This window comes from Amycolatopsis sp. lyj-108 (assembly GCF_046549005.1).
In the GTDB taxonomy this organism is placed as follows: Bacteria; Actinomycetota; Actinomycetes; order Mycobacteriales; family Pseudonocardiaceae; genus Amycolatopsis.
This window is the reverse complement of sequence record NZ_JAJPWQ010000017.1, coordinates 107,942-129,676: the sequence shown is the minus strand read 5'-3', so window position 1 is coordinate 129,676 and position 21,735 is coordinate 107,942. Positions and strand designations below refer to the sequence as shown.

Here is a 21,735-nt window from a genome sequence, read left to right as displayed (position 1 = left end):
CTCGGGCTCCCGGCTGTTGCTCGGCTCGTTCCCAGAGTCAGCCGAACCGGTCGGTACGCCACGGGTGGGCCACGACGACCGCGGTCGTGCCGAAGAGTGTCGGCCAGAAGACGGGCGCGAGCAGTCCCCAGATGATGAGTGCGAAACCCGCGAGACCGAGTGCGACGAGGATACGCAGCACCGCGCGGTGGTCTGGTGGGACCAGTGATTTTGTCGTGTATCCGGACGTGTTCACCGTAGATCCCCTGCCCGGACCCCAGTTGCGCGGCTCGACCGGGGGAAGCGGAGGGCGAGGAACAGTCATGCGACGACGGCCGCGATGTGCACGACGGCCACCAGTCGATCCAGGTCCGGCACCAGACGGTGAGCAGCATCGGCGGGATCGAACTCAACGCCAGCGCGCTGGTAATCCCATCTCCTTCCGGGAACTCACCAAAAAGGGCATCTGTCACCATCGCGGCGGCACGGACACCGGCCCCGGGATCGCCGTCGTGGCCCACGTCCGGCTGGCGCGCGAAAGGGAAGTCATGCAGTGACGCCTGCCCCTGGCTGCGCTCTCACGACGGGCCGGAGACCCGCGTCAGCCAGCTGGACACTTCGTGATCAGTTCGGTCATCGCGGCTCGGAGCTGCGAATTACGTTTCATGAGAAGGCCATGCTTGGCGGCCTCGACCGGGGAGTTCAAGGAATGACCAGGGGAATCACGCACAACGAGGTCCGGAGGTCTCGGGCCGTACGGCGAATCGGGGTCACGGCACTGGCGGTCACGTTGCTGACCGGAGCCGCCGCGACCGGGGTGACGGCCGCCGCTGGCCAGGGTCGTCCGGAGCTGCGGGAGGCCATCCAAGAGTTCGTCGATGCCGGTTACGCCGGGATGCAGATGCGCGTACACGACGAGCGGGGTGAGTGGTCCGGCAGTGCCGGGGCGCGCAAGCTGGGCCAGGCCGCTAAACCGCCCACTGACGGCCACTTCCGAATCGGCAGTACCACGAAGTCCTTCACCGCGACCCTGGTGCTGCAACTGGTGGCCGCGGGCCATATCGGGCTGGACAGCCCGGCGGCCGAGTACCTGCCCAAGTTCGCCCTGGATCCGGAGATCACGGTGCGGAGGTTGTTGCAGCACACCACCGGGCTGTTCGACTTCGTGAGCGGGGGTATCTACGACGGCGTCTACGTGCCGGGAATTCCTTGGCAGGGCGAGGAATGGGTCGAGAAGCGCTTTCACACCTGCCAGCCGGAGGAGCTGGTCCGGTTCGCGTTGTCCAAGCCGCCGCACTTCACGCCGGGGACGAGCTGGAGCTACTCCAACACCAACTATGTGCTGGCCAGGCTGCTGGTCGAAAAGGTCACGGGTCATCCCTTCGCCGACGAGCTGGAGCGGCGGATCCTGCGACCGCTCAAGCTGCGGGGAACCTTGTCGCCGGGCGCCTGGCCCGGGATGCCCAGTCCGCACGCCCACGCCTACTACCGCTACGAAGACAAGGCCAAGCAGTGGAAGACGATCGACGTCACCCGCCAGAACCCGTCGTGGATCTCCAGCGCGGGCGACATGATCTCGACCACGCAGGATCTCCACAGGTTCTTCTCCGCGCTGCAAGGCGGAAAGCTCCTCCCTGCCCCGTTGGTGGTCGAGATGCGTAAGACGCGTCCCGACAGCGAGGGTCTCTACGGCCGTTATGGCCTTGGGCAGTACGTGCAGGACGCGGGGCTGGGCTGCGCCGTCACCGTCCTTAACCACAACGGCAGCAACAACGGCTACGGGGCGCTCATGTACAGCACGCCCGACGGCAGCAAGACCATGACCGCCTCGATCACTATGGGCGACGCCGCGATCGACCAGGCGAAGGTGTTTCCGGCCGAGCTGAAGAAGCTCCTCAAGGTGGTGTTCTGCGGCAAGTAGAACGCGTGCGGGGCCAGGCCATAGCCCCGCACGCCTGCGCTCGACAGTTCGGGATGACCTAAGGGCTTCCTCACAAACGGCTCGAGGATCGTGCTCGTCCCTACAGCTTGCGATTTTCGCGGCTGCTGCTGTCGTCCTTGGTGTTCAGGCCGCGGCGGATCGAGCCGGGGGCGAGTTCGGACCGGTGCCGGACCTTGGTGGAGGAGTGGAGTTGCCAGGGCACGCTGGTGACCATGACGCCGGGTTGGAACAGGAGGCGTCCTTTGAGACGTAGTGCGCTCTGGTTGTGCAGCAGGTTTTCCCACCAGTGCCCGACGACGTATTCGGGGATGAACACGGTGACCACGTCACGGGGATTGTTGGTGCGTATGCGTTTGACGTAGTCGAGGATCGGTTTGGTGATTTCCCGGTACGGAGATTCGATGACCTTGAGCGGAATGGAGAAGGGCTGCTTGGCCCATCGGTCGAGGAGTTCCCGGGTTTCCTGGTTGTCGACGTTGACGGTGATCGCCTCGAGTACGTCGGGCCGTACTGCTTTGGCGTAGGCCAGAGCGCGCCTGGTGGGCCGGTGCAGTTTCGAGACTAGGACGATCGCGTGGTTGCGTGAGGGCAGGACGATCGGCTCGTCCTCGTCGCTGTCGTGGAGTTCGTCGCCGACGCGCTGGTAGTGGCGGCGGATCGCGGTCATCAGCAGGTAGATGGCGGCCATGGCGGCCAGTGAGATCCACGCGCCCTGGGTGAACTTGGTGACGAGGATGACCACCAGAACGAGCGCGGTCATGGCGAAGCCGAAGGCGTTGATCGCCTGGGAGCGGCGCATCCGGCGGCGGGTGGCCGGGTCGGTTTCGGTGCGCAGCAGCCGGTTCCAGTGCCGGATCATGCCGCTCTGGCTGATCACGAACGACATGAACACGCCGACGATGTAGAGCTGGATGAGCCGGGTGACCTCGGCGTCGAAGGCGATGACGAGCAGGATGGCGGCCGCGGCGAGGAAGACGATGCCGTTGGAGAACACCAGCCGGTCGCCGCGGGTGTAGAGCTGGCGGGGAAGGTAGCGGTCCTGTGCGAGGATTGAGCCGAGCACCGGGAAACCGTTGAAGGCGGTGTTGGCCGCCAGCACCAGGATCAGGCCGGTGAAGAAGATGACGTACCAGCTCGCCGGCGGGAATCCGGCGAACACCGCGTTGCCGAGCTGGGCGATCAGGGTCTTCTGCTCGTAACCCTCCGGGGCGCCGATCAGCTGGTGTGCGGGGTCTTCGGCGACCTGGGCGCCGGTGAGCCGGGCGAGCATGATCAGGCCGAGGAACATCGTGATCGCGAGCACGCCCATCATCAGCAGTGTGGTCGCGGCGTTGCGGCCCTTGGGTTTGCGGAAGGCGGGGACGCCGTTGCTGATCGCTTCGACCCCGGTCAAGGCCGCGCTCCCGGAGGAGAACGCGCGCAGGATCAGGAACGCGAAGCCGAGACCGGCGAGATGCCCGCCTTCTTCGACCAGCGTGAAGTCCGCGCTCTCCGCCCGGATCTCGTCGCCCACCAGGAAAACCCGCACCAGCGCCCAGACGATCATGGCGAGGACGCCGAACACGAAGGCGTAGGTGGGGATGGCGAACGCGGTGCCCGATTCCCGGACACCGCGCAGGTTCATGGCCGTCAGGACCAGGATCGCGCCGATGGCGAACTCGACCTTGTGTTCCCCGACGAAGGGCACGGCCGAGCCGATGTTGGCCGCGGCGGAGGCGATCGACACCGCCACGGTCAGCACGTAGTCCACGAGCAGGGCGCTGCCGACCACGAGACCCGATCGGGGGCCGTGGTTGACCGTGGCGACTTCGTAGTCGCCGCCGCCGGAGGTGTAGACGCGCACGTTCTGCCGGTAGGAGGCGACGACCGAGATCATCACTACGGCGACCAGAAGAGCGATCCAGGGGCTGAACACGAACGCCGACGCCCCCGCGACCGAGAGCACCAGCAGGATCTCTTCGGGCGCGTAAGCCACGCTCGACATCGGGTCGGAGGCGAACACCGGCAACGCGATCCGCTTGGGCAGCAGCGTGTGGGAGAGGCGATCGCTACGGAATGGCCTGCCGACGAGGAGGCGCTTGGTGATGGCGGCGATTTTGGGCATGGACGGCGCGGCCTAGCTTTCTGTGAGGGTGTGTGTCCGGAGGAGCACGATCTGATCCCCGGGCGCGACACGTAGTCCGGCTGCGTGTGCGCCCCAATGACGTCGGCCGTCGCGGATCAGGCCGACCGCGATCGGGTCGCTGTTCCGCAGTTCTCGTCCCACGTCGGATGCCAGGGCCGGTCGTTGAGCGATCGCCCACGGTGTGCGCGACGGACGGCGGCGCTCGAGCAAGGCTCCGGCCAAGGCGCCGCCGGCGGCCTCGGCGGTGACCACCGCGTGGTCGGCGCCGACGCGGCGGGCCGTGGGCACGTGAGCGTCTTCTCGCACAGCGGTCACGATCATCGCGGACGGGCACAGCTCGCGTGCCAGCATCGTCGACATCACCGCGGTTTGATCCGGCACCAAGGCGATGACGATCCGATCGACCTCCGCGGAGGTCGCCCGCGCGAGCGCGAAGCGATCGGTCCCGTCGCCGCGCAACGCGCGGGCGCCCAGTTCGGTGGCCGACCGGACCGCGTCCGCGTCGGCATCGAGCACGACGAGGTCAGCGGCATCAGCGCCACAGGCGAGCAATGGCGGGCGGCGCTGGAGCCGGTGACACCGAACCCGACCACCAGTGTCTGACCGTGCATTCAGGACCTCCGCGAGGACCCTAGTGAGACACGCCTGAATTGTCCGCATGCGCCAACTGTTCCTGACGCGGTTTTGATAGCCCCAGGTCGAGCGCGCGGTGGTCGTCAAAATATCGCAAAAATTGCTCGGGAAGACTTGCCGGTGCCGACGGATTCTGCGGGTGGCTGCGAGGTGATCGGTTTCGTGTTGTTATGTCCGGCTCGTCCGGATAAGAGCTACGGTGGCCCACGTCAGGGGCGGGTTCGTGCCGGTGGGAGAGTTGTGTGCCGATCATTCTCATGCGGCTTCTGCGGAAGTTCGTACGCTTGCGGACCGGGTTGCCGCCGCTGGTCGTGATCGTGTTCGTCTTCGCGACGAGCTGGCCGCTGATGCTGCTTGCCGAGCCATCGGGCAACCCGATCACGGAACCGGAGAACTACTGGTGGTGGTTCGTCGTCACCGCCGCGACGGTGGGATACGGCGACTTCTATCCGGAGTCGTCGTGGGGGCACGTGATCGGTGTGTATGTCATCGTGGGCGGGATCGTCACACTGACGACCGTGTTCGCTCAGCTGGCGGAGATCATCGAGAAGACGAAAGGGCGCCGGATGCAGGGGGCGGTCACGCTGGACATCGAAGACCACGTCGTCGTGCTGGGGTACTCGCCAGGGAGGACCCCAGCGCATCGTCGACGAACTGGTCGCGGGTGGGGACCGTCCGATCGTGCTCGCCGCGTGGGACGAGGTCGGCACGCACCCGATGGCGGACCGCGGTATCGGCTTCGTCCGTGGTGATCTCGCCGAGGACGACGTCCTGCGGCGCGCCTGTGTGCACCGGGCGAACAGCGTGCTGATCGACGCGCGGGACGACAACGAGGCCTTGGCCGTCGCGGTCACCGTCGATCATGTCGCGGCGGGCGCGCATATCGTGGTCGCCCTTCGCGATCTCGGCAAGGAGGCGCATTTCCGTTATGTGAACGCCGGAATCCGGTGCGTCCAATGGCACAGCCCGCATATGGTGACCGAGGAGATCCAGGCACCCGGGATCACCGAGGTCTACGCCGAGCTGATGACCCACGGCGGTGGCAATACCTACACGCTACGGCTGACCGAGCCCTCGACCTTCGGTGATTGCCAGGCAGCGTTCGGATGGAGACACAGTGCGACCGTGCTCGCGGTCCGGACCGCCGACCAGCTGCTGATCAGTCCGCTGTGGAAGACGGCTCTCCCCGTCGGGACCGTGCTCTACTACGTCGGGCACCGGCCGATCACGCCTGGCCAGCTCACTGCTGCGATGGCGGCTTCGTGAATATCCTGGAACCGATCGAGCTTCGTGGTGGGCCGTGGTGAACTCGTTCCTCGGTGCTTCGCCGTGGTGGCGGCGGCTGATGCCGAGCTGGCGATACCCGGCTCGCGTGGTCGTGTTCGGCTTCGGGGTGGCGACCCTGGCCGGCACGCTGCTGCTCACCCTGCCGGTCGCGACCGAGTCCGGTGAGTCCGCCAGTGTGGTGAGCGCGTTGTTCACCGCGGTGTCGGCGATCTGCGTGACCGGACTTGTCGTGGTGGACACCCCGACCTACTGGTCGACGTTCGGCGAGCTCGTCGTGCTGGGCCTCATCCAGGTCGGCGGGCTCGGGATCATGACGCTGGCTTCGCTGCTGACGCTGCTGGTGTCGAGGCGGATCGGGCTGCGGATGCAGCTCACCGCCCAGGCCGAGACGAAAACGCTCGGGCTCGGTGACGTCCGCACGGTCATCCGTGGTGTGATCCTCGTCAGCCTTGGTATCGAGGTGGTCATCGCCACCGCGCTGACCATTCGGTTCGCCACCGGCTACGGCGAACCGCTCGGGCGCGCGATATATCTGGGGATCTTCCACGCGGTGTCGGCGTTCAACAACGCGGGTTTCGCCCTGTACACCGACAGCCTGATCGGATTCGCGACCGACCCCTGGATCTGTGTGCCGATCATGCTCGCGGTGATCGCCGGCGGGCTCGGCTTTCCGGTGCTGTTCGAGGTGCTCCGGCGACGTCACCGGCGGCGCTGGTCACTGCACACGAAGATCACCGTGCCTGTCTACTTCGGACTGTTGCTGATCGGGACCGTGGCGGCGCTGTTGTTCGAGTGGGGCAACACTCTCGGCAAGCTCGACTTTCACCACAAGCTGCTGGTCGGCTTCTTCCACGGTGTCATGCCGCGCACCGCCGGGTTCAACAGCCTCGATGTCGGCCAGCTCCAGCCGTCGACGTTGTTCGTCAACGACATCCTCATGTTCATCGGAGGCGGCAGCGCGGGCACGGCCGGAGGCATCAAGGTCACCACGTTCGCGTTGCTCGGATACGTGATCTACGCGGAGATCCGCGGCGAACCGACCGTGCATGTCATGGGCCGCAGGCTCGCCGACCAGGTACAGCGCCAGGCCTTGACCATCGCTCTGCTCGGTGTGGGTGCCGTCGTGGCGGGCACTCTGGTGCTGTTGTCGGTCACCTCGTTCGCCTTGGACGACATTCTCTTCGAGGTGACGTCCGCGTTCGGCACGGTCGGCCTGTCGACCGGTATCACCGCGCAGCTTCCCGTCACCGGCCAGATCGTGCTGATGGTGCTGATGTTCCTCGGCAGACTCGGCCCGATCACGCTGGCGTCAGCACTGGCACTGCGTGAACGCGCGCGGCGCTACGAATATCCCGAGGAGCGACCCATTGTCGGATAAGCAGGTTTCCCGTGTCGTCGTGATCGGTCTCGGCCGGTTCGGCAGCTCGCTCGCGTCGGAACTCGTCGCGCGCGGGTCGGAGGTGCTCGGGATCGATTCGGACCCGAAGATCGTCCAGCGGCACGCCGACGACCTCACGCACGCGGTCGTCGCCGACACCACCGATCCGGACGTGATGCGTCAGCTCGGTGTGCACCAGTTTTTCCGTGCCGTCGTCGGTATCGGCACCGATCTGGAAGCCAGCATCCTCACCACCGCGCTGCTGGTCGACTTCGACATCCCGAACATCTGGGCCAAGGCGATCAGCCGTCAGCACGGCCGCATTCTCGAACGGATCGGCGCGCACCATGTCGTGCTGCCCGAGCACGAGATGGGCGAACGGGTCGCTCATCTGGTGACCGGTCGGATGCTGGACTTCATCGAGTTCGAGGACGATTACGCGATGGTCAAGACCCGCGCGCCGGAAGAGGCGGTCGGGCGTCAGCTGGGTGACAGCCGGCTGCGGTCGAAGTACGGCGTCACCGTGGTCGGGGTCAAACGACCGGGTGAGGGCTTCACCTACGCCACCGCGGACACCGTGGTGAACCGGGGCGACGTGCTGATCGTGGCCGGACGGACAGCCGAGGTCGAACGAGTAGCGGATCTGACCTGACCGGGAAATGGGGGAGTGACGATGACGGGCACAGTGGCCGGGACCGCCGTGGGGCCCATGGTGATCGCGGCCGTGGAACAGCACCATCCCGCGCGGCGGCGCCTGGTGCAGGACGAGATGGCGATCCAGGTTCTCCCCGCCGCCGTGAGATTTCTGGCCGGGTTGGCCAAATGGCGGGTGATCCGGGATCTGCTGGTCGCGGCGTCCGAGAAGAAGGCGCCCGGGATCTGGGGCGGCATCGCCTGCCGCAAGCGCTATCTGGACGAGATGTTCGCCGAGGACGTGCGCGAAGAAGTCGATGCCGTGGTCGTGCTGGGCGCCGGTCTCGATACGCGTGCCTATCGCCTGGCCGTGCCCGCGGGGGTCCGGGTGTTCGAAGTGGATCTCCCGGGCAACATCGAGGACAAGCGCAAACGGATCCGGGTGCCGGACGCGGTGACGCTGGTCCCGATCGACTTCGAGAACGATGACCTGGAGACCGTCCTCAGTGGACACGGATATCGGCCGGACGGTGTCACGGTGTTCGTCTGGGAAGGCGTGACCCAGTATCTGACCGAGGCCGGTGTCCGCAATACGCTCGATGTCCTGGCCAAGGCCGGTTCCGGAAGTCGGCTGCTGTTCACCTACGTGCGCAGGGACTTCCTCGACGGAACCGCGATGTACGGCGCCGATGCCCTGCACCGGCAGTTCGTCGAGAAGGACCGGATCTGGCGGTTCGGGCTGAATCCGGACGACGTCGACCGGTTTCTCGCCGAGTACGGCTGGCGTGAACTCGAGCAAGTGGGCTCCGATGAACTCACAGCCCGATATGTCCGCCCGTCGGGACGGTCCACACCGGTCTCGGACCTGGAACGTACCGTTCACGCCGAAAAACTCTGACGAACCCGTCACCTGTCCGGGTCGGTGCCGGAACGGGCACGCTTCCAGATCAAGGCCAGCCAGAGCAGGCTGAAGACGGTGATCGCCAAGCCCAGCGAATCGGTCCAGTGACCGGTGAACGCGCTGTCGATCCAGACCAGGACCCAGCCGAGCACCGCGGACAGCTGCAGATACCAGTAGCGCCTGGGGATGACGCTGAGCAGGACCATGAACAGTAACGCGAACACCAGGGCGGGTGTGATGCCTCCCATCAGGAACTCTCCTTCTGCGGAAGCTTTTCCGGTTGTCCGGTGGGCAGGTTGTCCGGCGGTTCGATGCGCAGTGCCTTGGCGACGGGCACGTCAGTGGAGGAGTGCAGCACGATCGACAGCGCGATGGTGATCGCGACAAGGTCGAAGACATGCTCTCCCGCCGGGATTCCCGCTTGTAGCGCAAGAAGTCCGTAGACGACGGATGCGAAGCCCTTGGGCCCGAACCAGGCCGCGACCGACCGTTCCCTGGCAGGCAAAGGCGTGCGGATCAGGGAGAGCATCATCGCGGCGGGCCGCACCAGCACGATCGCGATCACCGCGACCGCCCAGTCGCCGATGCTGAGGTGTGACAGCCGTTCCGGTGTGATGAGCGCGCCGAATACCAGGAGAGCGGCGAATTTCGTCGTTTCGGACAGCAGGTCGCCGAAATGCTCGAAGTGCTCAGCCGACACCCGGTCCATTGTGGCCAGTGTCGCGCCGGCCGCGAACGCGGCGAGGTAAGGGTTGGCGTGGGTGAGGTGGCAGGTCGCGTACAGGATCACCGCTACCGCCAACGGGCCCAATGCCTGTAGTCGTGGTTCGGCGGTGAGGACTTTCAATCGCCAGGCGAGCGCGATGGCCGCGGGGATGGCGACGCCGAGCGCGAGGCCGGCGACGAGTTCGATGGCGATGCCGCCGAAGTCGGTGTCCCGGTTCGCGGCGGTCGCGAGGAAGATCAGCACGAAGGGGAGCGCGAGGCCGTCGTTCAGCCCTGATTCGACGTTGAGCAGCCTGCGCAGCCGCAGTGGCACGTCCGTGCGGCCGACGATGGCGGAAGCGAACACCGGGTCGGTCGGCGACAGGATCGCGCCGATCAGGAACGACGTCGTCCAGTCCAGACCGGTGAGGAAGTGCGTCGGCACCGCGATGCCCACCATGGTCAAGGGCATCGCCAAACCCAGCGCGCGGCCGGAGAGTCTCCAGCCTTCCTTCAGGGAGGGCAGGCTGGCGCGCTGGCCGTCGGTGAACAGGACGGTGAACAACGCCAAATCGGCCAGGCCGGTCACGAAGGCGCCGTTGGAGGGGATGTCGACGAGGCCGAATCCGCCCTGCCCGATCAGTGCTCCCGCCACCAGGAACAGCAGCGCGGTCGACAGCACGGTGCGTGCCGCGAGTCCCGACAGCGACACGCTGATCAACAGCACCAGACCGAACGCCAAAGCGAGCGCCATCAAAACCCCGTCCACGTCGAATGACCCACCCCTGTCGGGTGGGTTATGCCGACCAGACTTCCCGGCGCTCCGCGCGTAAAGATGCCGTATAGGCGCGGCGGACGCAAACCGCCGTCCCCGTCACGCCGAAGTCGGGGACACCGGTGGCTCCTTGCCCCCGACTTCGGGCGTTCTCGGTTTCCGTCGTGGCCAGCGGGTGAGCACTGGCCCAGCTGTGGCGAGGATGGGGACATAGGCGGTGACGAGCGGACCGAGCGCGGCGCTCGCCGTGCCCGCGAGGCTGACGATCACCACCGAGAACTCCCCGCGCGCGATCAGGACCGTCCCGGCTCTGATTCGTCCTCGGCGTGCGGCGCCGTCCCGGCGTGCGGCCAGCCAGCCGGTCGCGAATTTGGTCGCTATCCCCGCCACTGCGAGAGCCAGCGCGGCGGGCAGGACGGGCAACAAGCCCGCCGGGCTGACCGCGAACCCGATCGAGAGGAAGAACGCGGCGGCGAACAGGTCGCGCAGCGGTGCGAGCACTGTCCTCGTGCGTTCGGCCGCGTCGCCGGTGAGGGTCAAACCGACGAGGAAGGCGCCGACGGCCGCGGACACGTCCACGAACTCTGCCAGTGCGGCCACGACGAGGGTCGAGCCGAGGACTCGCAGCATCAGCTGTTCCGAGTCGGGATGCGCGAGCCACCGGTTGACGTGATGTCCCCACCGATGGGACGCGAGGAACGCCGCGGCGACGCAGACGATCGCGATCAGGACACCGGTGATCGCTTCGACCCAGGTACCTCCTGACGCGATGACCGCCAGCACAGGGAGGTACAACGCCATGGCGAAGTCCTCGATGACGAGGATCGACAGCACCGCGGAGGTTTCCCGGTTACCGAGCCGTCGCAGATCGGCGAGTAGCCGGGCGATGATGCCCGAGGACGAGATCCAGGTCGCCCCGGCGAGGGCGAAGACCCCCACCCAGTCCAGGCCGAGCAGCCATCCCGCGATCGCTCCCGGCGCCGCGTTCAGTACGAGGTCGACGACGGCGGAGGGAAGATGACGGCGGAGGCTGTCCCGGAGCTCGGAGGCGTCGAATTCCAGGCCAAGGGTGAGCAGGAGGAGGACGACGCCGATCGAAGCGCCAGTCTGGACGAAGTCTCCGGCTGCCGGGATAGGCGCGATTCCGCCTTCGCCGAGGGCCAGGCCGGTAAGGAGGTAAAGGGGGGTCGGTGAGAGCGACAGGCGGCGTGCGAACGCGCCCAGCACGCTGAGCACCAGGAGGATGATGCCGAGCTCGAGCAGGAGCGCGAGCGAGGTGTGCATGGTCAGCTCTCGATGATCGCGCGCACGCCGGTGATCCCCTCGTGCGTTCCGATCACCACCAGAACGTCCCCGTCGCGAAGGACTTCGTCCGGCGGCGGTGACGCGATGACCTCGCCACCGCGGACGATGGCGACGACGGACGCTCCTGTGCGGGTCCGGGCCCTGGTGTGGCCGAGCGGCTGTCCCACGTGGTCGGAGGCCGGCGGGACCACGATCTGGCCCGCGCTGAGGCCGGGTACCTCCTTGGTCAGGTCGGCGAAGCGCTCCGCGATCCTCGGCGCCCCGAGGATCTCCGCGACCGTGTCCGCTTCGGCAGCGGTGAGCCTGAACAGGAGCTCACCTTCGTCCGGGTCGGTCATCGAGTATCCGATCACTTCGAAGGTGCCTGATCTACGAGCGACGATGCCGATCCGGTCGCCGTCGGCGTTGACGAACTCGTAGCGAAGCCCGACACCGGGCAGGAGAACCTCGTTGACGTCCATGGCTTCATCCTTACTGCGGCTACGGCCGGCGCAACCGTTGTGTGCACCGTGTGCTTCCGTGATCGATCGTAAGGTTTTCGTCAGGTCGGCCCTCTGCCTTCCGTGACAGGCTCGGCGTGTGGCGGGCATCTGGTCGTGGACGAGGAGAAGTGATGGCGCCGACGGTCAGGTTGCGTAGCAGGGCGCTCACGGAGCTGCTGTATCTGGACGCTGCGAAGCCATCTGGAACACCGACTGCGGAGAGCGATAGCGGGCTGTCGCGTGCGAGTCGGCTGCGTGGTCACGCGGCGCGTCTCCGCGAAATCGCGGGCGAGCACCTCGAACTGGCGGCCGAATCGGTCGTCGCGGGCAAGCCGCTCCTGGCGCAGCGCCAACGGGACCTCGCCGAACGGGCCTCCTGCCACTACATGGCCTATGACGAACTCGCCATGGCGGCGGAACGTCGGAGCAGGGCCCGGCGGCTCGCACGCGGGTCGACGGCGCAGGAGATCGAAGTTTGCCTCGCGTTCGCGGCCATCAGACGTGCGGAGGGCCATCGTGAGCGCGGCGAAGTCATCCTGCACCGTGGCGACAACTCGGTCTCGGCACGTCATCGCCACTTCGCGGAGGAGGCAGAGGAGAAGGCGAGAATCGCCGAGCTTCGCGCGGCGGAACTTCTGGAGGCACAAGCCGGAGCGAACCAAGGAGTGCCATGAATCCCCAGAAACGCGGACGGCCCCTATTCGGCCGACTGGATCCCTTCTGCCTGCTTGCCGTCGTTCCCGCCGTGCTGGTGGCAGCGCTCTTGGTCACTCAGGGGCTATGGCTACTCGGACTCGCCGCGGTGGGTTTCGCCGCGTTCGTCCTGCTGTTCGATTCCTGGGTGAATCGGCCGGACCCGCCCCCGCCGCCGCGACGCACAGCGCCTCAGCCGCGACCCCTCAACCGGCAAGTCTCACGGGTACCTCCGACCCACGCGGGACATCCAGGAGGGAACCCTCCTATGAGGACAGTGTGGGCGCGCCCGCATCGGTAGCGTTTCTGCTGCCGGAGAAGCGGTTCGTACCGAGCCAGGTGATCGCCTCGCGGACGGCACTCCGGGGTCCGGAGATCACGATCGCCTTGTCCCGCAGGGCTTCCAGCCAGTCCGTGTGGCCGAGCCAGACCTGAGCCAGCGCGCCGAGCGTGCAGTCGATCCGCATCGCCTGTGGCAGCCGTGGATCGTGGATGGTCGGTGCCGCGAGGTCCCGCGAGAGTACGAGCCACCACCAACGCGGCCCGGGCGACTCCGTAAACCGGAAATGAACCGACACTGCTTTGTCCGGAAGGACCGATCGGTCGATCTCCCGGGACATATCGCGTAACAGCAGGGCAGGATCGAGGTCGTTGTGCCGTGGCGGCGGCAACCAGCGCGCACCCCAGCTGCCGAGCTGTTCGACGACCGCCGCCAGTTCGCGGCCGGCTTCGGTCAGCTCGACCCGCTGAGGCCGGTTCGGCGGGTGAAGGACGACCACTCCCGCGGTTCCCAGAGTCCGGAGCCGTTTGATCAGCAACCCGGTGGACATTCCCGGAACACCGGCGGCGACGTCCGGAAACGTGGTGCTGCCGCGCAGCAGTTCCCGGACGATCAGCAGCGTCCACGGTTCGCCGACCACCTCGGTCGCCAGCGCGATCGGGCAGTGCTGTTCGTAGCGCATCAAAGCACCTGGACGAGACGGGCGATCCGGTGCCGCGCCATCCGGTGAAGCATCTCCCCGAGTGCTTCGGGGACGATCTGTTCCTGGAGGTCGCGGTGGGTGGCGCGGACGATGGCGCCGACCGCGACCGGGGACAATTTCGTCGAGAACTCGCTGGCCAGCCAGACGGAAACGTCTTCGACGACGTCCTTCGCGCTCGGGGTCTCTACGCTCATCACTCTCCTCGCGTGCACTTGACCTCCGGCCCATTCTTCCGGTTCCGCGCTGGGGTGAACCTGACGACTGCCTGACGATTCATCTGGTGCCTCGCGTCGCAGGGGGAGTACATTGCCCGCAGGAGAGCCGGGAAGTCTGGTCGGCAACAGAATTCGCCGACCGCGAAAGGGCTCCCATGTCATCCGTAGCCGCGACCCGCCCTCCTGCCGTCCACGTCGATGGATTGACCAAGCGGTTCGGTCGCACCGTCGCGGTCGACGACCTCACTTTGTCCGTTCCCGCCGGCGAGGTGTTCGGCTTCCTCGGTCCGAACGGTGCGGGCAAGTCCACGACGATCCGGCTGCTGCTCGGCCTGATCCGGCCGTCGGCCGGGACGGCCACCGTGTTCGGTGTTCCGGCGTCGGATGTTCGCCGGGCACACCGGCTGCTGGGTTATGTTCCTGGCGACGTCGCGCTGTGGCCGGAGCTCACCGGCGCCGAAATCCTCGAGCTGCTGGGCCGGGTCGGTCCGGACGTCGATACCCGCTATCGCGCGGAACTTGTGAGCCGGTTCGCGCTCGACCTGGACAAGCGAGCGAAGACCTATTCGACCGGCAATCGGCAGAAGATCGCGTTGGTCGCTGCGTTCTCGGCCCGAGCGGACCTGCTCGTCCTCGATGAGCCGACCAGCGGCCTGGATCCGTTGATGGAGCGGGAATTCCAGCGCTGCGTCGGCGAAGCCCGGGAACGTGGCCAGACGGTCTTCCTCAGCTCACATCAGCTCGCCGAGGTCGAGGCCGTCTGCGACCGGGTCGGGATCCTGCGCGCCGGACGGCTCGTCGAGATCGCCGGGATCGCGGAGCTGCGCAAATTACGCCGTACCACCGCCGAGGTGGCCTTCCGTGGGCAGGAGCCGTCCTTAGTGGACATACCTGGTGTCATCGAGGTCGAACGACTGGACGGCGATCGCGTCCGGTTCACCCTGTCCGGACCCCCGGGGCCGGCGTTGCGGGCGCTCGCCGCGGCCGACGTCACCACGATATCGATGCGTGAACCGCGGCTCGAGGAGATCTTCCTCGACTACTACGGGGAGAACGCGCGATGACCACAGCGCCTGCGGAAATCCTTGCGCCCACGACAGAACCTGCCGGGCAGGATAGCGCGAACCTGGCCGTCATTCGTCACTTCGCCCGCAGGACGCGCCGCGGCGCCCTGATCGTCGCCTTCGCCGCGGCCGGGATGTCCGCTCTCGTGGCAGGCCAATACCAGAGCACCTTCGCCGGGGCACTCGACGGATCGGCGCTCCGGGCGCTGGCGGAGAATCCGGCCATCCGGATCCTGTTCGGGCCACCGGTCGCGCTCGACGATCCCGGTGGGTTCACCGTGTGGCGAACGGGGACGCCGGTACAGGTCCTGGTTGCCGTGTGGGCGCTTCTGACCGCGACCCGGCTGACCCGTGGTGACGAAGACGCCGGTCGCGCCGACCTGCTGCTCGCCGGACGGCTCCGGCCGCTGGACCTGGTGATCCGGTGCCTGATCGCCTTGGGTGCCGCGGCGGTCGTCATCGCCTCGGCCGTGGCGCTGGCCCTGCTGCTCACCGGAACCAGGCCCGCCGGTGCGCTCATCCACGCCGCCGGTCTGCTCGGCGTGATCCTAACGTTCGCCGCGGCGGGAGTGCTCGCGGCTCAGGTCCTGCCTACCCGTTCGGCGGCGACGGGCCTTGCCGTCGCTGTTCTCGGCGCGGGGCTGCTCCTGCGCATGCTCGCGGACGGCGCCGAGACGCTCTCGTGGGTCGCGTGGCTCACCCCGTTCGGCTTGACAGGCGAAGCGTCGCCATACGCGGGCAACAAGGCGGCGCCGCTACTCGTACTTTTCGCATTCCCGGTCGTGCTCACCGCCGGCGCGAGTGTGGCCGCCGTTCACCGAGACGTCGGCCGTGGCCTGCTCAACCCGTCCGGCTGTCGCCGGCCGCGGACACGGCTGCTCGGTTCCATCACCGGCTTCGCCGTGCGGCGCACCCTGCGTGCCACGGCGGGCTGGGCCCTCGGAATCGTCGCGTACTTCTTCCTTGTCGGGGTTTTGATCTCCTCCGTTCTCCGTTTCCTGCAGGAGAACCAGCGGTTCGCGGAGCTCGCGGGCGCGGCCGGGTTCGCCGGCCTCGGAACCGCCGAAGGGTTCGCCGCCGCTATGTTCGGTCTCCTTGCCATCCCTGCCGGTCTTTACGGCGCCACCCGGATCGCGGCTTTCGCCGTAGACGAGGCCGACCGCAGGTGGACGCCCTTACTCGCCCTGCCCATTCCACGCCGCAGATTCGCCCTTACGGAGATCACCGTGTCGGTGGTCGCGTTGCTCGCGCTTCTCGCCGCGGCAGGGCTGTCGCTCTGGACCGGTGCCACCATCGCGGTCGCGCCACTCGGCCTGGTCTCCGCCCTGACCGGCGCGTGGAACGCGGCGCCGGTCGCGTTGCTCTCGCTCGGTGCCGCGGTGTTCGCCCTCGGCTGGGCGCCGCGTGCGGTCGCCGTGCTCGGCGCGCTCCCCGTCGTCGGCGGCTTCCTTCTCAACGTCGTCCTGCGAAGCGTCGAAGCTCCGTCATGGCTGACTTACCTGACACCCTTCGGCCATCTCGCCTCGGTCCCGGCCGAGCCGCCGAACTGGAGCGCCATCGTCATCCTCCTCGTGACAGCGGGACTTCTCGTGCTCGCGGGCCTGGTCGGCTACGGCCGCCGGGACCTGAGCACCTGACCCCGATCACCTGGCGGCTCGAGAGGAGATGCGGTGCATGGGTTCTACGTCGTTGATGGCGTCGCCGGGTCCGTCTGGTCACCTGCGGGGGCGTAAGCCTCGTGGTACCCGTTGCGGCGTCCGAGTCCGGCGGCGAGCACCGAGGAGGCGGCCGAGGTGAGCAGGACGGTGGCATCGGTCAGGGTGAAGGAACGCCTTCGGCGGCTACGTCGCGCTTTCCGTCTATCTGCCCGCTTACTTGAAGGCCGCTTACGGGCTCACTCAGACCGACGTGGCCAACCGGATAGCCGGCTTCGTGCTCCTGGCCGTGCTGATGCGCCCCGCGGGCGGGTGGCTGTCCGACCGGATCGGTCCGGTCCGGGTCTTAGCCGGAGTCTTCGCGTTAATCGCCGCCGCGGCCGCGGTCACGGCGTTCACCCCGGCGCTGATGCCGGTCGGCACGATCACCTTCCTGTCCATGGCTGCTGCGCTCGGCGCCGGCAGTGGTGCGGTCTTCGCACTCGTCGCCCTGCTGGCACCGGGGAACAAGGTCGGTTCGGTCACCGGGATCGTCGGCGCCGCGGGGCTCACCACTGGGTGTCTGGCCGATCAGACGGATTGCTTCGAGCAGGGCTTCGCGGGTGGGGAGTGTCGAGTCGGTCATAGCCTGAAACCGTATCTGCGGGCTTGTGCGGATGGCCATCCCCGAAACGCGTGTGGCGGGTCCGCCCAGACTCGTGCCTACCGACGACCTGCCGACTCAAGGGAGTAACGCTGTGGCTGGCGGCAACGACTTGATGTGGGAGGTTGGAGGCCGCGATGCAAGTAATTCGGGAGCTGCTAATGGGTTTGGGTTTCTTGACCCTGTTGGCTCTGATTTGCGTTGCTGTCTACCAGTGGAGGGTCTGGGACTCGAAGCGCGCGGAGCGGATCATGCGGAAGTACAGGCGGAAACATCCACCCCTTGACGAGTAGGCGTGCCGCCCGTCGCATCAAACCGCCCCCCCCCCGAACATACATGCCTGGGTGACGATGGCGACATGACCGCGCTCCGGCTCCGCTTGAACGGCACCCTGCTACAGGGACCTGCTCGACTCGCTCGAAGACGATAGGAACCTCAACGTCTTCGACCTGCGAGTTCCCCCGTTGCCGAGGTGCGAGCTCTGCGATCTCAACGCGCCGACCCTGCCGGAGAGGATCCGCGCACACGGGTGAAACAGACCGCCACGGGCTCGTTACGTACGTCGGCCACCGTTCACCCACCGCTGAAACGTCGCCATCGACGAACTCGGCCGAATGACCGCGGCCGAGTCTCACATCGAGTACATCGATGACCACGGCTCCTATTGGGCCGGCCCGAAGGCGCATAGCACAACGGGATACATGCCGGTCGGCCACGACCGCGGCGACGGTGCTGGAGCACTCCTTCGAACCTTGGGGAGCCGCGATCGAACTGATGCACTGCCGGGACGTCGAAGTCATGTTGTCCGGCCCAGCAGGGTTGTCGCCGGTGCTGTTGCGGGCGGTGGCGAGCCTGCTCATGACGTACTTGCCGCCAGTTCCGTGACGCATCCCGGAACTGGCGGGCTCGGTTGGTTGCTCCCGTGAGTCAGGTAGGGGTGAGGTCCGGAGGTGGTGTAGCTTCGATTTGCATTGCCTCAAGTAAACTCGGCGGCGTCGACGGCCTCGTCGCGAAATAAGGCAGCGTTCTCCATGCTGTCTATTGCGCGTGCTGGCACGACCAGCCGGCCACGAACTCGTACGGCGGGAAATGAACCGGAGTCGATTGCACGATATAGTGTCATTGGTGACATGCGTAGAATTCTCGCGGCTTCGGCAACACTGTGGAAGCGTGGCGTCTCGGGCTCGTCATCTAGATTTCTCATTTTGGCCCCACTGGCTTAATCTGGCGCGTCGATGTGGGAAGGCTGCTGGTGTGCATGAATTGAAGGCCTGTGCTATGGGCCGCGTATTTGACGTGAATAGCGTCGTTCATGAACGAAAGTAGGCTCAAGTGGAATAAAGCCGACTTTCTCTCGATCACGGGTGAGTGCTGGCTCCGGAGTAAAGTAAGCGAATCGCGTTTGGTGGTGAAACGTTGGATACGTAGCGAATGGGGAAGCGTTTATGGTGTGAGCGACGTGCCTCTTGGTGAGTTCTTTCCACGCTGAACGCCACAACGTTTGTTCGTCTAGATGAGTGCGTCGCAGGCGTTGATAGTTTGCTGAGCCAAGGCTTAGCGTGTGGGGGGTGTACAGAATAGTGGGGGATTGGGTTAGGAGGCGCGATAATAGGTCGGCTAGGCGCTTTGTGAGTTGCCAGCTGTCGCAATCGTTGGGGCCGCCGTGGTAGCTATGGGTGCGATGAATGAGACCGAACAGTTCGGCTGTGTCACGTGCTCGCCGAACTGATTTGGGATCAAGGAGAGACCTCTCGGCCCACGATCGGACCGACATCGATCCGGATCGGGTGACGATGGCGGTCGCGATGGCGTCGAGCGCGGCGTACAGAGTTGCAGGCTTTACAGAGGCCTGCGTAGCGGGTGAACGCAGCAGATGCAGGGACGCTGTTATGCGCAGGAGCCGGCGTGTCAGGGCGATCTTGTTGCGCTGATCGCTGCTGGGCCCCGCCGGTGACTGCTGCTGAGTTGGACTAGTTCGGCGGCGGCGGGGACGGTCGGTACGCGCTTCCTCGAGCGCGGGTAGCCAGCGTTCGGTGCGCCAGCGTGTATTGCCGAGATACCGTGCTTGTACTGGGGAAGCTTCTGTGAAGTGTCGCCATGCGACATCTTCCAGGAGGCCCCGCTCGGCGTCGACGATCGTTTGGGCAGGGGCCCAGAACCAGCGTTGCCAGGCTTGTTTGCCGATTTCGGCTGCCTTGCTCCCGGGGCGGTTTGCTGCTCGCCATGCCTGGTCGGTGGTCCAGAGCGCGCGGGCCCGCCCGAGAGCGTCACCGTATTCGCCTTCCGAGCGGCTTCTGGCATGCGGCGATCGTGAAGGGAGCAGATGTGGACGAGATCGAGCGCAGAGTCGGGGCCGGTTTCGCGTAGGTGCGGGTAGGTCGCGTGCTTCCAGCGTGCCGTCGATGATCGGGCTGGCGAAGCCGAGACGGTGAGGCGCGGCAGTGAGGCGAAGTGTGGAGCGGACAGTCGCTGAGATGGCATGGTGTCGCGCGAGCTGAGCACAGAGGTTGCGAAGTTCCTGACGAAGCTCCGGCGGGACGAGGGCGATGAGATGCAGGTGGCCGGGTCTGCCGGAGGAGCGTCGCAGCCAGGGAAAGCCGAGGCGTTCGCACCAGGATACGAGGGCGTCGCCGAAGGCATGTCCTGCTTCAGGTGGTGCACCAGTGTCACTGGGATCGATGTCGATTCCGCAGGCAGCCGGGTGCAGGGTGCCGACGATACTAACTGCGTTGACAGGCCGATCGCCGGCGTGGGCGCGTCGCTCGTGAACCGCGGCGACGGCGGTGTTGTCGGCGGCGATGTAGATGTACGGAGGGCCGAAGAGCGTGTTGTCGAGTTCGGCTAGAGCCGGGTCCTGGGCAGTGCTGCTCAGGTCTTCGTGGCCGCATAGTTCGTCGGTCAAGCTGTACATGTGGATCACCAGTGGTGCGGTTGGGAGGTCTGGACGCTGGCGGATGCAGGAGCCAGTGCGGAGATCACGTGCATCGGCGGTTTCGCTACTGGTGAAGCCTCCGGACTGTGTCATTCGTGGTGTGTGCTGGCGTCCGGGTGGTCCAGGGGTGCAGGGTCGGTAGCTGGTAGTTCCGTATCTCGCTGGGGATTGCGGTGATGCGGAGAATGCTGGCGGTCCAGGTCATGCCGATGCCGATGCCGATGAGCGCGACATGGTCGCATGGCTCGACGGCGTGGCGCGTCAGCAGGTGTGTGAGGCCGATGAGCTGGTCGTTGGGGCCGACGTGGCCCCATTGGTCGCCGGCGTGGATCAGGGTGCGCTCCGGGGGAGCCTGAGCGGTTGTAGGCATTGACGGTGCAAGAGACGATGTCCGTAGTGCGGCAGAAGGACCCACCTCAGGTCGGCGGTGCCGAGTTGGGCGTGGTTGAGCGCTTCGTCCACGACGTAGGTCAGTCCGGTCGTGTTGCGCTGATGTATGGATGCGGCGCCGACCGTGTCGGTGTAATGGGCTTTGCGTTCGCGGATGGCTTCGATCCCGACTTCGGTGGTCCCGGGTGGCTGGAACCGTGTCGCGCCGCGGTGGAGCTGTTCCAGCGTAGGGTCGTTCCAGGAACTTGTCGCGAGGATTTCGGCCAGGCCGGGCTCGCGGCCGATGATGAGTGCGGAGCCGCCGTCGCCGTAGGCGATGTCGCGGTCGGCGGTGAGGTGGTCGAAGGCAGGCGGTCCAAAGGTTTCGCCGCCGGTGAGCATGACGGTTCCGGCGTCTTTGCTGCCCGCGAGGATGCGTGCGGAGAGGTCCAGGCCGCCGATCAGGGAGTTGCTCATGGCGTTGATTTCGGTGGCGATGCCGGGGCCGGCGGGGAGGCCGAGGCGGGAGCGGACGTAGGCGGCGCGTGACCAGAAGTCGAGTCCGCGGGATCCTCGCCAGATCGCGGCGTGGAAGTGAAGGTCGGGCACGGCCAGGGGTCCGTCGGTGGTCATAGCGAGACTCGCGAGCGCGTTGCGGCCTGCTTGGACCGCGAGGTCCATGCCGGTCCGGCCGCGGGCGAGGGAGATGGACCGCTGTCCGGTCGGGGAGTCGGTGCGGCGCGTCGAGGCGGCGGTGAGTTCGCGAACCGGCACGAGGTCGCCGAGCGCGGCTCCGACGCCGCGGATGTGGATGTCAGTCCAGCGCATGTGTACTCCTGGTTCCGGTCGAGCGATGGTGCAGGTCGCGGACGATGGCCTCGGGGGAGGTGTAGTAAGCGCGTAGGTGATGTCGGGACAGACCCGAACAGGCCGCGACTTCGTCTAGGGACAAAGCTGTCTCGTCACTGTCGCAGGTGTGGCGGGTCAGCAGGTCCTGTGCTGTGGCCAGGATGGTTGCTCGCATCGGAGTCTCCGG

At 66.5% G+C, this 21,735-nt stretch carries 22 protein-coding genes and 1 pseudogene; 11 read left to right on the top strand and 12 right to left on the bottom strand.

Going from position 1 to position 21,735, the window contains the following annotated elements:
- Positions 1–37: 37 nt before the first annotated feature.
- Positions 38–235, bottom strand: a complete 198-nt coding sequence (locus ACLJO0_RS42000; protein ID WP_410585491.1) for a DUF6653 family protein — start codon at positions 233–235, stop codon at positions 38–40.
- 453 nt (positions 236–688) lie between these two features.
- Between ACLJO0_RS42000 and ACLJO0_RS41995 the strand changes: the two genes are divergently transcribed.
- A complete protein-coding gene (locus ACLJO0_RS41995; protein ID WP_410585490.1) occupies positions 689–1,900 on the top strand; it encodes a serine hydrolase domain-containing protein in 1,212 nt (403 codons plus the stop codon).
- A gap of 100 nt (positions 1,901–2,000) precedes the next feature.
- On the opposite strand, the gene ACLJO0_RS41990 is transcribed toward ACLJO0_RS41995, so the two are convergent.
- Positions 2,001–4,025, bottom strand: a complete 2,025-nt coding sequence (locus ACLJO0_RS41990; protein ID WP_410585489.1) for an APC family permease — start codon at positions 4,023–4,025, stop codon at positions 2,001–2,003.
- A gap of 12 nt (positions 4,026–4,037) precedes the next feature.
- Positions 4,038–4,562: an NAD(P)-binding protein gene (locus tag ACLJO0_RS41985; protein ID WP_410585488.1), complete on the bottom strand. Its 525-nt coding sequence runs from the start codon at positions 4,560–4,562 to the stop codon at positions 4,038–4,040.
- A gap of 359 nt (positions 4,563–4,921) precedes the next feature.
- Here ACLJO0_RS41985 and ACLJO0_RS41980 point away from each other — a divergent pair, with 359 nt between their 5' ends.
- Genes ACLJO0_RS41980 through ACLJO0_RS41960 form a run of 5 tightly spaced genes read left to right on the top strand, consistent with a single transcriptional unit; the run spans position 4,922 to position 8,875 of the window.
- Positions 4,922–5,431 carry a potassium channel family protein gene (locus tag ACLJO0_RS41980; RefSeq protein ID WP_410585487.1) on the top strand — a complete coding sequence of 170 codons (510 nt, stop codon included), beginning with the start codon at positions 4,922–4,924 and terminating at the stop codon, positions 5,429–5,431.
- Positions 5,361–5,945, top strand: a complete 585-nt coding sequence (locus ACLJO0_RS41975) for an NAD-binding protein (RefSeq protein ID WP_410585486.1) — start codon at positions 5,361–5,363, stop codon at positions 5,943–5,945. The genes ACLJO0_RS41980 and ACLJO0_RS41975 overlap by 71 nt, the downstream gene beginning before the upstream one ends.
- Positions 5,946–5,979: 34 nt before the next feature.
- Positions 5,980–7,344, top strand: coding sequence for a TrkH family potassium uptake protein (locus tag ACLJO0_RS41970; protein WP_410585485.1), 1,365 nt, complete (start codon positions 5,980–5,982; stop codon positions 7,342–7,344).
- Positions 7,334–7,996, top strand: a complete 663-nt coding sequence (locus ACLJO0_RS41965; RefSeq protein WP_410585484.1) for a potassium channel family protein — start codon at positions 7,334–7,336, stop codon at positions 7,994–7,996. Before ACLJO0_RS41970 ends, ACLJO0_RS41965 begins: the two co-directional genes overlap by 11 nt.
- A 21-nt stretch (positions 7,997–8,017) precedes the next feature.
- Complete coding sequence (locus ACLJO0_RS41960) at positions 8,018–8,875, top strand: SAM-dependent methyltransferase (protein ID WP_410585483.1); 858 nt, start codon at positions 8,018–8,020, stop codon at positions 8,873–8,875.
- Between the two features lie 8 nt (positions 8,876–8,883).
- Here the strand turns inward: ACLJO0_RS41960 and ACLJO0_RS41955 are convergent, their stop codons facing one another.
- The 4 genes from ACLJO0_RS41955 to ACLJO0_RS41940 all read right to left on the bottom strand — a co-directional run bounded on the left by ACLJO0_RS41955 (position 8,884) and on the right by ACLJO0_RS41940 (position 12,124).
- Positions 8,884–9,126 (bottom strand): hypothetical protein, encoded by a 243-nt coding sequence (locus tag ACLJO0_RS41955; RefSeq protein ID WP_410585482.1) that lies wholly within the window; start codon positions 9,124–9,126, stop codon positions 8,884–8,886.
- Positions 9,126–10,352, bottom strand: a complete 1,227-nt coding sequence (locus ACLJO0_RS41950; RefSeq protein WP_410585481.1) for a cation:proton antiporter — start codon at positions 10,350–10,352, stop codon at positions 9,126–9,128. Before ACLJO0_RS41950 ends, ACLJO0_RS41955 begins: the two co-directional genes overlap by 1 nt.
- A 105-nt stretch (positions 10,353–10,457) precedes the next feature.
- Positions 10,458–11,642 (bottom strand): cation:proton antiporter, encoded by a 1,185-nt coding sequence (locus tag ACLJO0_RS41945; protein WP_410585480.1) that lies wholly within the window; start codon positions 11,640–11,642, stop codon positions 10,458–10,460.
- Positions 11,643–11,644: 2 nt separating this feature from the next.
- Positions 11,645–12,124 (bottom strand): cation:proton antiporter regulatory subunit, encoded by a 480-nt coding sequence (locus ACLJO0_RS41940; RefSeq protein ID WP_410585479.1) that lies wholly within the window; start codon positions 12,122–12,124, stop codon positions 11,645–11,647.
- Between the two features lie 152 nt (positions 12,125–12,276).
- Between ACLJO0_RS41940 and ACLJO0_RS41935 the strand changes: the two genes are divergently transcribed.
- Positions 12,277–12,819: a hypothetical protein gene (locus ACLJO0_RS41935; RefSeq protein WP_410585478.1), complete on the top strand. Its 543-nt coding sequence runs from the start codon at positions 12,277–12,279 to the stop codon at positions 12,817–12,819.
- A gap of 285 nt (positions 12,820–13,104) precedes the next feature.
- Here ACLJO0_RS41935 and ACLJO0_RS41930 read toward each other — a convergent pair whose 3' ends face one another.
- Positions 13,105–13,800, bottom strand: coding sequence for a winged helix-turn-helix transcriptional regulator (locus tag ACLJO0_RS41930; RefSeq protein ID WP_410585477.1), 696 nt, complete (start codon positions 13,798–13,800; stop codon positions 13,105–13,107).
- Positions 13,800–14,015, bottom strand: coding sequence for a hypothetical protein (locus tag ACLJO0_RS41925; protein ID WP_396567773.1), 216 nt, complete (start codon positions 14,013–14,015; stop codon positions 13,800–13,802). Before ACLJO0_RS41925 ends, ACLJO0_RS41930 begins: the two co-directional genes overlap by 1 nt.
- Before the next feature lie 176 nt (positions 14,016–14,191).
- Here ACLJO0_RS41925 and ACLJO0_RS41920 point away from each other — a divergent pair, with 176 nt between their 5' ends.
- The 3 genes and pseudogenes from ACLJO0_RS41920 to ACLJO0_RS41910 form a co-directional block, all read left to right on the top strand.
- Positions 14,192–15,100, top strand: a complete 909-nt coding sequence (locus ACLJO0_RS41920; RefSeq protein WP_410585476.1) for an ATP-binding cassette domain-containing protein — start codon at positions 14,192–14,194, stop codon at positions 15,098–15,100.
- On the top strand, positions 15,097–16,737 hold the full coding sequence (locus tag ACLJO0_RS41915; protein ID WP_410585475.1) for an ABC transporter permease: 1,641 nt from the start codon (positions 15,097–15,099) through the stop codon (positions 16,735–16,737). The genes ACLJO0_RS41920 and ACLJO0_RS41915 overlap by 4 nt, the downstream gene beginning before the upstream one ends.
- Positions 16,738–16,930: 193 nt before the next feature.
- A pseudogene (locus ACLJO0_RS41910) lies at positions 16,931–17,302 on the top strand (MFS transporter); the annotation flags it as partial.
- 1,072 nt (positions 17,303–18,374) lie between these two features.
- Here ACLJO0_RS41910 and ACLJO0_RS41905 read toward each other — a convergent pair.
- Entirely contained in the window at positions 18,375–18,602 is a 228-nt protein-coding gene (locus ACLJO0_RS41905; RefSeq protein ID WP_410585474.1) for a helix-turn-helix domain-containing protein, read from the bottom strand.
- Between the two features lie 1,278 nt (positions 18,603–19,880).
- Here ACLJO0_RS41905 and ACLJO0_RS41900 point away from each other — a divergent pair.
- Positions 19,881–20,243, top strand: coding sequence for a hypothetical protein (locus ACLJO0_RS41900; protein WP_410585473.1), 363 nt, complete (start codon positions 19,881–19,883; stop codon positions 20,241–20,243).
- A 151-nt stretch (positions 20,244–20,394) separates the two neighbouring features.
- On the opposite strand, the gene ACLJO0_RS41895 is transcribed toward ACLJO0_RS41900, so the two are convergent.
- Together ACLJO0_RS41895 and ACLJO0_RS41890 are read right to left on the bottom strand one after the other, a co-directional pair.
- Positions 20,395–20,700: a 3-oxoacyl-[acyl-carrier-protein] synthase III C-terminal domain-containing protein gene (locus ACLJO0_RS41895; protein ID WP_410585472.1), complete on the bottom strand. Its 306-nt coding sequence runs from the start codon at positions 20,698–20,700 to the stop codon at positions 20,395–20,397.
- Positions 20,661–21,527: a hypothetical protein gene (locus ACLJO0_RS41890; RefSeq protein ID WP_410585471.1), complete on the bottom strand. Its 867-nt coding sequence runs from the start codon at positions 21,525–21,527 to the stop codon at positions 20,661–20,663. Before ACLJO0_RS41890 ends, ACLJO0_RS41895 begins: the two co-directional genes overlap by 40 nt.
- Positions 21,528–21,735: the final 208 nt, after the last annotated feature.